13 protein-coding genes are annotated in these 13,753 nt (G+C 62.0%); 6 read left to right on the forward strand and 7 right to left on the reverse strand.

Annotation, left to right across the window (positions count from 1 at the left end):
• From VIH17_13410 to VIH17_13420, 3 genes are all read right to left on the reverse strand, one after another.
• Positions 1 to 601: GntR family transcriptional regulator (locus VIH17_13410; GenBank protein ID HEY4684230.1), on the reverse strand; the 601-nt coding region annotated here is incomplete at its 3' end.
• A gap of 199 nt (positions 602 to 800) precedes the next feature.
• Positions 801 to 2,333, reverse strand: a complete 1,533-nt coding sequence (locus tag VIH17_13415; protein HEY4684231.1) for a benzoate-CoA ligase family protein — start codon at positions 2,331 to 2,333, stop codon at positions 801 to 803.
• 6 nt (positions 2,334 to 2,339) lie between these two features.
• Complete coding sequence (locus VIH17_13420) at positions 2,340 to 2,681, reverse strand: hypothetical protein (protein HEY4684232.1); 342 nt, start codon at positions 2,679 to 2,681, stop codon at positions 2,340 to 2,342.
• 387 nt (positions 2,682 to 3,068) lie between these two features.
• On the opposite strand from VIH17_13420, the gene VIH17_13425 reads away from it, so the two are divergent.
• The 6 genes from VIH17_13425 to VIH17_13450 all read left to right on the forward strand — a co-directional run bounded on the left by VIH17_13425 (position 3,069) and on the right by VIH17_13450 (position 8,808).
• Positions 3,069 to 3,656, forward strand: a complete 588-nt coding sequence (locus VIH17_13425) for a hydrolase (protein HEY4684233.1) — start codon at positions 3,069 to 3,071, stop codon at positions 3,654 to 3,656.
• A gap of 195 nt (positions 3,657 to 3,851) precedes the next feature.
• Positions 3,852 to 4,703 carry a bifunctional DNA-formamidopyrimidine glycosylase/DNA-(apurinic or apyrimidinic site) lyase gene (gene mutM / locus VIH17_13430; GenBank protein ID HEY4684234.1) on the forward strand — a complete coding sequence of 284 codons (852 nt, stop codon included), beginning with the start codon at positions 3,852 to 3,854 and terminating at the stop codon, positions 4,701 to 4,703.
• A 15-nt stretch (positions 4,704 to 4,718) separates the two neighbouring features.
• Positions 4,719 to 6,575 carry a bifunctional homocysteine S-methyltransferase/methylenetetrahydrofolate reductase gene (locus VIH17_13435; protein ID HEY4684235.1) on the forward strand — a complete coding sequence of 619 codons (1,857 nt, stop codon included), beginning with the start codon at positions 4,719 to 4,721 and terminating at the stop codon, positions 6,573 to 6,575.
• Between the two features lie 50 nt (positions 6,576 to 6,625).
• Positions 6,626 to 6,877, forward strand: coding sequence for an exodeoxyribonuclease VII small subunit (locus tag VIH17_13440; GenBank protein HEY4684236.1), 252 nt, complete (start codon positions 6,626 to 6,628; stop codon positions 6,875 to 6,877).
• Between the two features lie 8 nt (positions 6,878 to 6,885).
• Positions 6,886 to 7,767 carry a farnesyl diphosphate synthase gene (locus VIH17_13445; protein ID HEY4684237.1) on the forward strand — a complete coding sequence of 294 codons (882 nt, stop codon included), beginning with the start codon at positions 6,886 to 6,888 and terminating at the stop codon, positions 7,765 to 7,767.
• 177 nt (positions 7,768 to 7,944) lie between these two features.
• On the forward strand, positions 7,945 to 8,808 hold the full coding sequence (locus VIH17_13450) for an NAD(+)/NADH kinase (protein HEY4684238.1): 864 nt from the start codon (positions 7,945 to 7,947) through the stop codon (positions 8,806 to 8,808).
• 107 nt (positions 8,809 to 8,915) lie between these two features.
• Here VIH17_13450 and lysA read toward each other — a convergent pair whose 3' ends face one another.
• The 4 genes from lysA to rpiB all read right to left on the reverse strand — a co-directional run bounded on the left by lysA (position 8,916) and on the right by rpiB (position 13,654).
• The gene (lysA, locus tag VIH17_13455) at positions 8,916 to 10,184 is read right to left on the reverse strand and encodes a diaminopimelate decarboxylase (protein ID HEY4684239.1); all 1,269 of its coding nucleotides are present in this window, start codon (positions 10,182 to 10,184) and stop codon (positions 8,916 to 8,918) included.
• 17 nt (positions 10,185 to 10,201) lie between these two features.
• Complete coding sequence (locus tag VIH17_13460; protein HEY4684240.1) at positions 10,202 to 11,962, reverse strand: SpoIIE family protein phosphatase; 1,761 nt, start codon at positions 11,960 to 11,962, stop codon at positions 10,202 to 10,204.
• Positions 11,963 to 12,114: 152 nt separating this feature from the next.
• Positions 12,115 to 13,008 (reverse strand): deoxyribose-phosphate aldolase, encoded by an 894-nt coding sequence (gene deoC, locus VIH17_13465; GenBank protein ID HEY4684241.1) that lies wholly within the window; start codon positions 13,006 to 13,008, stop codon positions 12,115 to 12,117.
• Positions 13,009 to 13,015: 7 nt separating this feature from the next.
• Positions 13,016 to 13,654 carry a ribose 5-phosphate isomerase B gene (rpiB, locus tag VIH17_13470; protein ID HEY4684242.1) on the reverse strand — a complete coding sequence of 213 codons (639 nt, stop codon included), beginning with the start codon at positions 13,652 to 13,654 and terminating at the stop codon, positions 13,016 to 13,018.
• Positions 13,655 to 13,753: the final 99 nt, after the last annotated feature.

Raw genomic sequence — 13,753 nt, forward strand, 5'->3', positions numbered from 1 at the left:
CCTGCTGGCAGCCGTTGGTGATCAGGATTTGATTTGATTGGACAGAGATCCCTTCTTCACGCAGCCACTCCTGCAGCCACTCTTTTAGCGCTGGATAGCCATCGCTCGGCCCCTGCTGCAAGAGTCGCCGTCCTTCCCGCTTCAGGACGGTGTTGCAGGCCCGGCGAAAATCCTCGACCGGAAAAAAAGCTTCGGATGGTCTCGCGGCCAGGAAGGAAAGGGTGCCGCGCGGCGCCTCCGGCATCAGGCTTTCCAGCGGCTCTTCAGCCGGCTCCGGAACCAGGAGGTTCGACCACGCCAGCCCGTTATTCACTCCGGCGCGCGCCTGCTCGGGCTTCCGGGCGTTGCCCGCGGCCGGCTTGGCCGCTTCCGTCACGAAGGTTCCACGACCCACGTGGCCGGCGATCCAGCCCTCGGCTTGCAGTTCGTCATAGGCATTGGCCACGGTTGTCCGGTGCACGCCCAGGCGGGTCGCCAGGTCGCGCGTCGGCGGAATGCGCTCGCCTTGCCGCAGGATCCCCGAAGCAATCTGGTCGCGAATCTGGTCTCGGATTTGAACGAAGAGCGGCAAGGGGCTTTGCCGGTCCAGGGAGAGAAGCATGGTGGCCTACCTCATCCATCCAATATATAGAGAAATGTGGGCTTGTAAAGAGCCAATTTGTCTTCCGGGCGGGCCGCCTGGGCCTGCCCGATCTCCCCTTCCCTCCCCTGGCCGGGGCAGCCGGCCGGACCTGAGCTCCAGGGTCTGAAGCGTGGAATCTGAGATTGGAAACCGTCTGGCGGAGGAATCGCGCGCTTTGTCACGGCCCCCGCAATTTGAACCGCTGAATCTTGCCCGTGGCTGTTTTGGGAAGCTCGTCCAACAACTCGACGCTTCGCGGACACTTGAACGCGGCCAGCCGACTCTTTACAAAGCGCAGGATCTCTTCGCTCAGCTCAGTTCCCCGTCCGTACCCGGCGCGGAGCACAACGTAGGCGGCAGGATGAGTGAAGCCCAAGCCGTCGCGGGCCGCCACCACCGCCGCCTCCTCGACCGCCGGATGCGCCAGCAAGGCATTTTCCACTTCTCCCGGCGACACCCACATGCCGGATACCTTCATCATGTCATCCACCCGCCCGCAATAGTGGTAGCAGCCTTCCTCATCCACAAAAAATTTGTCGCCCGTCCTCACCCATTTGCCCGTTTTCGTTTGCGCGGTGAGCACCGGTTTCCCCCAATAACCCAAAAACGCGCTTTCCCCGCTTACCAGGAGATTGCCGATTTCCCGCGCCGGCACTTCGCGTCCTTCCTCGTTTTCTACTCGCGCCTCATATCCCCGTACGGTTCGACCGCAACTCCCTGGTCTTGCCTCTCCAGCGCGGCTCGAGATAAACATATGGAGCATCTCGGTGGATCCAATGCCGTCCAGGACTTCAAGACCCAGCCGTTCGCGACACCGGCCGAACACCTCAGCGGGCAGCGTCTCGCCGGCTGATACCGCCCGCCGCACTGAAGCAAAATGCCTCGCCTGCATTTCGCCGGCGGAAAGCGCAGCGTATAGGGTCGGAACGGCAAAGAACAGGGTTGGCCGAAACCTTGCGAGTATGCCGGCAATCTTCTCCGGCCGTGGCCGTTCCGGGCAGAGGATGGTGGTGGCCCCAACGGCAAACGGAAATGTCAGGGAGTTGCCCAGGCCGAAAGCAAAGAATAGCTTCGAAGCAGAGAAGTTCCGATCCGACGGCGCGATCTCCAGCACTTCTCGCCCAAACGTTTCGCTTGTTACCCACATGTCCTGATGCCGGTGGACGGCGCCTTTCGGCGTTCCCCCGCTTCCCGAGGTGTATAGAATGAAGGCGGCGTCTTCGCCTCGCGTCGGGCAGCAAGCCTCGATGCGATCGGCTTCCCCAAGCCTTCCCTCAAAGTCGTGCTCGCGTGCCACGCCTTCGCCCACAACCAGCAACTTTGCCTCGCGATGCCGCGCCAGTGCTGCTTCAAACTCTCCCATCGTTGCCCGATGAACCACCGCCAGTCGCGCCCGGCAGTCACCCAGGTGAAACTCCAATTCGGCTGCCTTCAGCGTGGGGTTAATCGGCACCGCCACGGCTCCCATCCGAGCCGCGCCCAGGAAGGCGGACAGAAATTCTTGGCTGTCCGGCAAAGCAATGAGGATGCGGTCTCCAGGTTCGATTCCCATTCCGAGGAAAAGTCCGCCGGCCCGGGCGCTGCGCTGGGCCAGATCCGCATAACTCCAGCTCCCGAACTCCGTCTCAACGGCGACTCGTCCGCCGCGCCCTTCTCTCACATGGCGGTCGAGGAAATAGTCCGCGATGTTGAAGCGTTCCGGAAGGTTCATGGGCTTCTATCCGAGCAGACCCAGCTTGCGGGCTGTTTCCCGCAATTCACCGGCTCGCATCGTCAATGCCTCGGGGGCCATCGGCCGACCGGCTTCTATCCTCTCCTTGAGAAAAAGTCCTGCCAGGTCTATCTTCTCTTCGCGGCCGGGATGGCGGTGCATCTCTCGAATCAGCTCGTCGAGACCCGACCCGGAAACTCCCACCACCAGCGTCTCTTTGCCGTCTGAAAAAAGAAACAGCTCCATCCTATCGCCGGCGGGAAACACGACCGCCCGCACAAACCGCACCGTTCCCGGTCCGGCGCCCGCAACCCTAATCTCAAACTGTTCGTATTGCGGCCGGTACACCCACGGATATTGTACTGCGGTACCTCGCCAGCCCAAAGAAAGCGCGACCACAACCTCTCGCAGCCCCGACGCTCCTCCCTTGTGGACTTCGATCCTCGCATATCCCCCAGGCAGGTGCCTGGGGGCTCAGCGCATGAGGATTATGAACTTGCGGCAGGAGTGGCGAGGTTCTCACACGGACTGTATTTCCGGTGAGGCGAACGCTTCCTTAGTGCCCGCAGGACGCAGGCATATCCCCCAGGCAGGTGCCTGGGGGCTCGGCGCAGGTGGGTGGGTGGCGGCTCGGGACATGCGCCTGGGGGCTCGGCAAAGGTATAATGCATAGGCTCATTCCATTGGAACGAGACTAGAATCCTACGCCGATGCTCGCGCCTGTCGGAGATGCGCATGGCGGCATCTGACCTTCCTTCGAAACCGGCTCCCTGGCGACTGGATGGCAACTCATCCTTGCTTCTTGTTGTGGATATGCAGGAGAAGCTCGTGCCCGCCATTCACCGCAAAGAAGAGATCGTGTCCAACATATGCCTGCTTCTGCGCCTCGCCTCGATCCTCGACCTCCCGGTCATGCTCACCACTCAATACCAGAGAGGCCTGGGAGCAACCATCCCGGAGATTGCCTCGCTGGCCTCGGGGCTCGAGCCGGTGGACAAAGTCGAATTCGGTTGCTTTGGAAACGACCTCTTCTGCCGGCGACTGAAGGACCGCTTTCCTCGCGCCAACACGATCCTGCTCACGGGCATCGAAAGCCACATCTGCGTGGCCCAGACGGCGCTCGGCGCCCTCGAGCAGGGTTATCTGGTGCACGTTGCATCCGATGCGGTGGGGTCTCGTTCGGAGTCGAACTGGCAGGTGGGCCTACGCCGCATGGAACGCGCCGGGGCGCTGCTCAGCTCAACCGAGATGATGCTCTACGAATTGCTGGGGCAGAGCGGCACGGCCGAGTTCAAAGCCATTCTACCGTTCCTGAAGAGCTAGAAAACGATTGCCAGACCCAAAAGGATGGTCATGTTCGGTGCATCTGCGCCGGCAAGCCCCGAAGCAATCAGGGCGAGCGCGACGCCAAGAGGCAGTCGGAGTGAGGCACAACCTACATTCGCAATGGGAAAAGATATCCCCCAGGCAGGAGCCTGGGGGCTCGGTGGCCCAATTGGATGTCTGCTGCAACCGAGCTTGACAAAGTCCGAGTTACACGAGTACGGTTCGGGCTTGCCGGAACTTCCTGAGATTGAAAGCATCGTGCGCATGGCGCGTCCGCAGTTGGTAGGGCGCACCATGGCGAACTGCCGGGTGATCCATCCAATCGTTGTCCGGCCGGAGCGCCCGAAGCGCTTTTCGGAGCGACTGGTTGGCCGGCCCGTTCAAGCGGTCGATCGCCGGGGCAAGTACATTCTGTTCAGGCTTGATTCGCTCACCCTTGTTTTCCACCTGAAGCTGGACGGGCAGTTTCTTTGGATTCCTTCGCGCCCTCCCGCCGGAGCTCACCTGGATGTCCTGTTTGAGTTCGAGGACGGAACCTCGCTGGCATTTGTGGAGCCGCGCCATCTCGGCCGCGCCCGGATTGTTCCCAGCCGCGAACTGGACGGGTTTCTGCCGCCACTGGGCCCCGACCCTTTGCACTCGTCCTTCACGGCCGAGGCTCTCGACCGCGGGCTCGAGGCCAGCCGCGCTGCGGTCAAGACCTGGCTGATGGACCAGAAGCGAATCGCCGGCCTGGGCAACATCTACACCGCCGAGGCGCTTTTCCGCGCCGGCATCCGCCCCACCCGCCGGGCTCGCACGCTCACCCCCGGAGAAGTCCGCCGGCTGCACAAGACAATTGTGGACACTCTGCGGACTGCGCTAAAATGCTTTGGCGACCGCCCGCCCGACTGGACGCAAGCGGGCTGGTGGTTTCCTGAGGTGGACGAACTGGTGTGCGTTTACGGCCGCGAAGGTCAACCCTGCCGCCGCTGCCGCGGACGCATTCGGGCCTTGAAACAAGCCGGCCGGACCAGTTTCTATTGTCCAAGATGCCAGGGATGAGTTCGAGCGAAAGGCATGCGAGCAGGTTTTCTCGAAACGCTTGACCAGCGCGTCGTCCTCGCCGACGGCGCCATGGGCACGATGCTCTATGCCAAGGGTGTCTTCATCAACCGTTGCTTTGACGAGCTCAATCTGGTCATGCCCAGCCTGGTGAAGGATGTCCACAACGGCTACCGCAAGGTCGGCTGCGAGGTCCTCGAAACAAACACATTTGGCGCCAATCCCGTCCGCCTGCTGAAGTACGGTCTGAGCGAGAAGATGCGCGAGATCAATCTGGCCGGGGCGCAACTGGCCCGCGAATGCGCCGGCGACCAGCTCTGGGTGGCGGGGGCGGTAGGCCCCATGGGCATCCGCATTGAGCCGCTCGGCCCGACTTCCTTTGACGAGGCCATGGAAAACTTCAAGCAGCAGATCCAGGCGCTGGTTGACGGCGGCGTGGACTTCATCATCCTGGAAACCTTCTACGACCTGCGGGAGATTCAACAGGCTCTCCGCGCCGCTCGAGAAGTGTGCCATCTGCCGGTGGTCGCTCAGATGACGATTGGCGACGACGGCAACTCGCTCGACGGCGCCAGCCCCGAGTGGATCGCCCAGAAACTGGACGAATGGGGCGCGGACGTGATCGGTCTGAACTGCAGCGTAGGCCCGCACCCGATGCTCGAGGCCATCGAGCGCATGGCCAAAGTTACCGGCCGGAAGCTTGCCGCCCAGCCCAACGCCGGCGTGCCGCGAAGCGTCGAAGGGCGCAACCTCTATCTCTGCTCGCCCGAATACATGGCCACCTACGCCAAACGCTTCATCCAGGCCGGGGTGAAGCTGGTGGGCGGCTGCTGCGGCACCACCCCGGAGCATCTGAAGGCCATGGCCAACGCGGTGCGCGCGCTTCAGCCTCCGGCGCAGCGCGTTCAGGTGAAGGCGGTGGCGGAAGCGCAAGGCCAGATGCCTCCCATCCCGCTGGAGCAAAGATCCGCCCTCGGCCAGAAGCTGGCCCAGAAAAAATTCATCCGCGTGGTTGAGATCGTCCCGCCGCGCGGCTGCGATACGACGAAGGAAGTGGAGGGAGCGCGCCTCCTTGCCGCGCATCACATCGACGGCGTCAATATCCCCGATGGGCCTCGCGCGAGCGCCCGCATGAGCGCCCAGGCGCTGGCCATTATGATCCAGCAGAAAGTAGGCATCGAAGCGCTGTTGCACTATTGCTGCCGCGACCGAAATGTCCTGAGCATGCAAGGGGATTTGCTCGGGGCTTACGCGATGGGGTTGCGCAATCTGATTGTGATTACCGGCGATCCGCCAAAAATCGGCAACTACCCCGACGCCACGGCGGTGTTCGACGTGGACGCCATCGGGCTGACCAACATCGTGGCCAACCTGAACCGCGGGATGGACCTTGGCGGCAACCCCATCGGCACGCAGACCGGATTCGTGATCGGGTGCGGCGCCAACCCGGGGGCGATCAACCTCGAGGAGGAAATCCGACGCTACGAGTGGAAAGTGGACGCCGGCGCGCAATACGCGGTGACGCAGCCGGTTTTTGACGTGACCAAGCTGGAGACGTTTTTGAAGCGAATCGCTCACGTCCGGATCCCGGTGATTGCCGGGCTCTGGCCGTTGACCAGCTACCGCAACGCCGAGTTCATGAACAACGAAGTGCCCGGCGTTTCTGTCCCGGCGGATGTCATGGAGCGCATGAGGAAAGCCGATTCCGGCGAAAAAGCGCGGCAGGAAGGAATCCGCATCGCTCAGGAGGCCTTGCTGCGGCTCAAGGAGATGGTGGAAGGGGTGCAGGTGAGCGCGCCGTTTGGGCGCTATACCGCTTCTCTTGAAGTCCTCAGTGTTTTGGAGCCCGCCCGGGCCTCGCAACCCGGGTAGTTCGAGCGCGCATGCGCTCCCGCTGGAATGCACACGCACTGGAGGCGCTCTTGAAAAAAGATTCCGAGCCCGAATTTGAGAAATCGCTTGGCCGCCTGGAGGAGATCGTCAAGAAGCTCGAGAACGGCAACCTGTCGCTCGAAGAGGCCATGAAGCTATTCGAGGAGGGTGTGCAACTCTCCCGCAGTTGCCAGAAGCAGCTCGAGGAAGCGGAAAAACGAGTGGAGATGCTGGTCAGAAAAGCCGACGGCAGCCTTGCCCGAACTCCCTTTGAGCGGGAACGCGAACAGGAAAAAGGATAGCTTGCCGCATGACGCTGCCCGCCATTTTCGAGCAAGACCGCCTGCTCATCGAAGATGCCCTCGAACGCTTGCTTCCTTCCGAGGAGACGCCGCCGGCGGCCATCCATCGCGCCATGCGCTACAGCGTGCTGGCGGGCGGCAAGAGGATTCGCCCCATTCTGTGTCTTGAAGCCGCCGGGGCCATTTCCGACAACGCTCCCGGCGCGGCGGAGCTTGGCTGCGCGCTTGAATTCATCCACACCTACTCGCTCATCCACGATGATTTGCCAGCGCTTGACAATGACGACGTCCGGCGGGGCCTGCCGACTTCTCACAAGAAATTCGGCGAGGCGGTCGCCATCCTGGCCGGAGACGCGCTGCTCACGCTGGCCTTTGAGCGCCTGGCCCAGCTCCCCATCGAGGCGAGCCGCCGCACGCGTATCATCGAAGAAGTGGCGCATGCCGCCGGGACGGTCAACGGGATGGTGGGCGGGCAGGTAGCGGATCTGGAAGCTACGGCGGGAGCGGCCAACGCCGCCGCGGTGGACTACATCCACCGGGCCAAAACGGGCGCCATGATCCGCGCCGCGGTGCGCACGGGGGCCATCTGCGCCGGCGCCGAGGAAGCAAAGCTCGAGCATCTTTCGCGCTATGGCGAAAACATCGGCCTCGCCTTTCAGATCATCGACGACATCCTGGACGTCGAGTCATCGAGCCAAGCGCTGGGCAAAACGGCCGGCAAAGACCAATCGCAACGCAAGGCCACTTATCCGGCTGTCCACGGGTTGGAACGGTCGAGGCAGGTGGCCGCCGATCTGGTTCGCCGGGCGTGCGAAGAGCTCGGTGACTTCGGCCGGCGCGGCGAAAGACTCCGCCAACTGGCCGCATTTCTTGCCTCAAGAAGGAACTAACGAAATGCGAAACGCGAAAATCGAAAATCGTTCAAACTGTTCGGCGGAGCTTCAGCAAACTTTCACGGGTAGATAGTTGGAACCACAGTAGAGTACAATCAGCCCCGCCTGGGGCCATGCTGCTGAGGCGGATGGCCGCAGGCGGGTTGCGTTCTTCACGATGAATGCCTGACTACGATGGCCATCCGGCGCGTCGGAATCATTTCCAAGCCGAAGAAAGAAGACGTGCAGGCAGTCGTCCCGGGGCTGCTTGGCTGGCTCAGACAACACGCGGTTGAGATCGTTTACGACCGAGAAACCGCCGCCGCCATCGGTTCGCCGGAGAGTGGCGCTCCGCGCGAGAAAATCCCGGAGGGCGCTGACTTGATGATTGTGCTCGGCGGCGATGGGACGCTCCTGGCCACGGCCCGACTGCTGGCGGGACGCCCCACGCCTATCCTGGCGGTCAACCTCGGCAGCCTCGGGTTTCTTACCGGAGTCACCCTGGAGGACTTGTATCCGCTGCTCGAACTTGTCCTGGCCGGCAAGCAAAGCCTGGATACGAGAAAAATGTTGTTGGTCGAACTCAAACGCAATGGCCAGTCAGTTGCGCGCTACCGGGCGCTGAATGACGCTGTGCTCAACAAGGCGGCGCTGGCGCGCATTATGGATTTCGACGTTTCTATTGACGGAGAATTCATCGCTCGCTTCAAAGGGGACGGCCTCATTATTTCGACGCCCACCGGCTCCACCGCTTATTCGCTGGCCGCCGGCGGGCCCATTCTGTTTCCAGCGGTGGACGCTTTCGTGATCACCCCGATTTGTCCTCACACTTTAACGAATCGTCCCCTGGTCATTCCGGACACCTGTCAGGTGGAGGTGGTGGTGAAGGCAGGGCAGGATGTCGCCTACCTGACCGTGGACGGACAGGTTGGCGTGGATGTGCGCGGCGAAGACCGCGTCACGGTCAGCCGTTCGGACAGCGTCATCCATCTGATCCGGCCTCCCGAACGGGGCTATTTTGAAGTGCTTCGCAGCAAGTTGAAGTGGGGCGGCCGATGAGCGAGCCCGTGGCCGCCGGACGTTCGGCTGGTGCGGCTTTGCCGCCATCCGGAAGTCGGCGAGAAAAGCCGGCAACCCCGCCGGAGGGCCGGATGAGCCCATTCGATTCAACTCTCGCCGCGAATCAGGTCCTCTCGACTCTCCCGCCGCCGGATGCGGCGAAAGCGCCTTCCCTCGACGAGAACTTCGACCGGCCGAAGGCGTGAGTTGTAGTTCGAAGAGAAGCAAAAGCCGTAGGCACCGGTATCGGCAATGGCCAGCAGGTCTCCCGGCTGGACGTCACCTACGCGGTGAGTCCCGAAGGAATCTCCCGTCTCGCAAACCGGCCCCACTACTTCGGCGTCGCTTGCCAACTTGCCTTCTTGCCGGCGGGCTTGCCGCCGGGAGCGCCGGACGGGCAAGATGCGGTGGGGCACCCCGTAGAGCGCCGGGCGCAGGAAATCATTCATCCCGGCATCGACCACAACAAATCTCTTCCCCTGATTTTCTTTTGTCAGGAGCGCGCTTGTAACCAGAATGCCGGCGGGCCCGACCAAGATTCTTCCGGGCTCCAAAAGAAGAAGGCAACCGATCCCCGCCAGCCCCTCGCGCAAAACTCTTGCGTAGGCTTCGATGGCGGGAGGTTTTTCCGAACCATATGGAATGCCGAGCCCACCTCCGACATCGAGATATTGAAGCGAGAATGCGCCGGGGCACAGCTCCTCGAACAACGCTCGCATGCGCCGCAACGCGCGCCGGAATGGATCGAGCGCGAGAATTTGGGAACCGATGTGGAAACTGAGGCCGCAGGGGCGAATCCAGCGGTTGCCCGAGATCGCCCGGCAAATCCTCGGCACCGCTTGCCAGGGAATGCCAAATTTGTGGGCACGAGTCCCGGTGGAGATATGCGGGTGGGTGGTCGCTTCGACGTCAGGATTTACGCGGATTCCTACCCGAGCCCGGATGCGCAGGCGCCGAGCTTGGCGCGCCACCTCTTGCAGCTCCGCTTCCGACTCAACGTTGAGGAGAAGCACTCGATGACGCAACGCCTCGATAATCTCCTCCGGCGTCTTTCCCACGCCGGAAAAGACAATGCGCTCGCCGCCAACGCCAATCCGGCGGAGCCGGTAGAGTTCCCCGCCGGAGACAACATCGAACCCCGCCCCGAGGCGGGCAAAGAGCCGCAACACGCTCTGATTGGAATTGCTTTTCACGGAGTAGCAAATCTTGTGCGGCACGCCTTCGAGCGCCGAGTGCAGCCGTCGGTAGGCGCTTTCCATCGCCGACGCGGAGTAAACGTACGCCGGTGTTCCCGTTTCTCTTGTGATCTTGGGGACCGGCACCCCTTCGCAGCACAAGAGGTTCTGCCGGTAATGGAAGGAGGGATAAGAAAGCACGTCTTTGGCCGGGCGCTCTACTCTTTAAAATGTTTCAGCACGACGAGGGCGCGATCGTCTTGTGGCATCACTCGCCGGGCAAAGCGCCCCACGCTGGCGAGGATCATTTCCGCTACCTTGCCGGCGCCGAGCCGCCTGTTCTCCGCGATGATCCGCTTCAGCCGATCCTGACCAAACTCGCCCCGGCGCCGGTTGGTGCTTTCCACCACGCCGTCGGAATAAATCACCACCACGTCCCCCGGAAAGAGCTTCATCGCCCGCTCTTCGTATTGGGTAGCATCCATCAACCCAAGCGGCACCCCGGCCACCCGGATGTGTTCGACCTTGCCCCGCTGGTAGATCAAAGGGTAAGGCAAGCCGGCGTTGGAAAGCCTTAGCTCCCGGCGGCGCGGATCCCAGACCGCATAGCAAAGGCTGATGAAGTGAGCCTCGATCTTCTTCCGGCAAAGGGCATCATTCATCAGCCGGAGCATTTCATGCGGGGCGTAACGGCGACGGCCCAGGCTGCGCAGAATACCGATCGCCTGAGCTCCGCTCAATGCCGCAGCCGTGCCTTTCCCGCTGACGTCTCCGACCGCGATGCCCAGGGCGCCGTCCGGGTACTCCAGGAAATCATAGAGATCGCCACCCAGCGTCCGTGCCGGCTCATACCCCACTCCCACATGGAGGCCACGGACCGAAGGAGGCGTCTGAGGAAGCAAGGCCGACTGCATTTCGCGCGCCATCTCCAGGTCCCGTTCCAACCGCGCCTCGTCGCGCGCCACCTTTTCGTAGAGCCGGGCGTTTTCGATCGCCACCGCCAGTTGTCCGGCCAGAGTCATGAGCGTGTTCCGGTGATCTTCCGTAAACGCGTCCTTCTCCGGACTTTCCAGATCCATGACTCCGATGAGCCTGTCTTTGAGCACCAGCGGAATCGCCATCTCCGAATTTGTCTCCGGATTAACAGCAATGTACCGCGGGTCCTTGTGGACGTCCGGCACGCTGATGGGCTGGCGCGTGGCGGCAGTGATGCCCACAATTCCCTGCCCCAGCGGGCGTTCCCGCTTGTCTCGAAGCTGTTCGTCCCGCTTGACTGAAATGCGGTGACGCAGCACCTGGTCGCGCTCATCCCACAACAGAATCGAAAAGTAATAGTAGTCCACCAGGCGCTTCAAGAGGTCGGCAACCTTCTTGAGCAACTCTTCCAGGTTCAGGATGGAGCTGATCTCCCGGCTGATTTCGTTCAACACGCTGAGCGTCCGCGCCTGCCGCACTGCCTTGCGATAGAGCCGGGCGTTTTCGATGGCGATCGCGATCCGGCTCGCCAGAAGACTCAGGATGTTTCGCTGCTCTTCCGTGAAGTAGTTCAGGCGAACGCTCTGGATGTCAAGCACGCCAATGCACCGCCCTTTCAAGAGCAAGGGGATGGCCAGCTCCGACCGGACGGAATCAAGCGCGTTGATGTAGCGAGGGTCCAGGGTGACGTCCGGCACCAGCACCGCCTGGCGGGTCAGCGCGGCCGTGCCCGTGATCCCCTGCCCCAGAGGTACCTGCCAATTCTTGACGACCTCCTCACGATGGCCGATGGCAAACCGGAAGCGGAGCCTCTGCGTCCGCTCGTTGACCAGCATGATGGCAAAAATCTCATAGTCCATGACCTTCTTGATGAGGTCGGCGACGCGACGGAGAATTTCATCGAGATCGAGAGTGGCATTCAATTGCTCAGCTATCTGGGCGAGGGTCTGGAGGATTTCGGCTTGACTCTCAAGAGCGATGATGTTGTTTTCCGTGCTTGCCATGTTGTTCAGGCCCATGTTGGGTCAGGAATATTTGCCAAAAGGCTCAAAGGGCGGCCCTTGCTGGCTGAGCCTGACCCAGCGGGGGAAGCCGCTGGGCTGAACAGAGGGAACCCTCTCGCAGATTCCACCAGGCCCAGTTGGCCGGAACGAGACTAGTTGGGTTTGGCCGCGCCCGCTTCCTCCAAAATCTTGACGCTGGCGCTGGCGCCGATGCGGGTGGCTCCGGCACAGACCATTTTCTGCAAATCCTCGTAAGTGCGCACGCCGCCGGCGGCCTTCACGCCAATCTCGCGGCCGACGATGGCGCGCATGAGGGCCACATCTTCGGCGGTGGCGCCTCCCGGGCCGAACCCGGTCGAGGTCTTGACAAAGTCGGCGCCAGCCTCGCGCGCCGCAACGCAGCCGCGCACCTTCTCCGCCACCGTGAGCAACGCCATTTCCAAAATCACCTTGGCGATGCACCCCGCCCGGTGGCAGGCCTCGACCACCCCGCGAATGTCTTGCTCGACCACGTCGAGTTCGCCGGACTTGAGCGCGCCCACGTTGACCACCATGTCAATCTCCTGCGCGCCGAGCTTGATCACCTCTTCTGTTTCATACAGCTTCACCTGAGGCAAGGTCGCGCCCAGGGGGAACCCGACGACGGTGCAAACCTTGACCGGCGTGCCGCGCAACCTCTCCGCCACGAGCGGCACGTACCACGGATTCACCACCACGGAAGCAAAACGGAACCGCCTGGCCTCTTCGCAGATGCGCAAAATATCCTGGCGCGAAGCTTCCGGCTTGAGCAGGGTGTGGTCAATCAGTCCGGCAAGGTCGGTAGCAACCTCCCGGATCTCGTCCCCGCAGGAGATGCGACAGGCGCCCGCCTCGACAATGCGCTTGGTCTTGTTGACGCACTTCTCGGCGCAGGACTGGTTGCAGCCCGGGCAGATCAGATCGTCAATTTCAAGCCCGCGCAAATCCGTCCCGGAGGAAGTCCCGAGATAAGCGAGGATTTCCTGGGTGATGGCTTGAACCAGTTGTTCCATCTGGCGAGCGTCCACTTGAGCTCTATCCTTTGGGGCTGTCTTTCCGCCAGCGCGCTTCCATGGCCGTAATTTTTTCAATACGTTTCTGGTGGCGGCCGGCGGCGAACGGCGTCTCCAGCCAAAGGAAGACGATTTCGCGGGCTAGCTCGACGGGAATCATGCGAGCGCCGAGGGTGAGGACATTGGCGTCGTTGTGTTCCCGACTGTTGCGCGCGCTCGCTTTATCATAGCACAGGGCTGCTCGCGCTCCCGGAACTTTATTCGCGGCAATGGCCGAGCCGATGCCGGCGGCGTCGGCAACAATTCCTCGCCACGCCTCACCAGCGCTCACCTTTTCGGCAACGGCCTGCGCGAAGTCAGGGTAATCTACGGCCGTCGTTGAATCGGTTCCCACGTCGATCACTCCGTAACCCCATTCGAGCAGGTAGGGCTTCAGAGCTTCCTTCAGCTCGAAACCGGCGTGATCGGAACCGATCGCCACCGTGTGCTTGGGCGAAGGCTTGGGGATATCTTCTTCTGCCTCGGCAAAACGGATGCGGATCTTTCGCCGGGCGGCCTCATCGCGCGCCAGGGGAGTGATCAGACTCGAACGCGGGAGGATGACCTCCCCGCCATCAGGAATCGCTTCGAGGTCGCCGGCGGTGAGCGTCTTCCGGATCAAGGCCTATGGTTCCACGCTGTCGAGGACGCAGATGTCTTTCAGGTTGCGGTATTTCTCGCCGAAGTCGAGGCCGTAGCCCACCACAAAGGCATTGGGAAT

Source organism: Candidatus Acidiferrales bacterium (assembly GCA_036514995.1).
GTDB lineage: Bacteria > Acidobacteriota > Terriglobia > Acidiferrales > DATBWB01 > DATBWB01.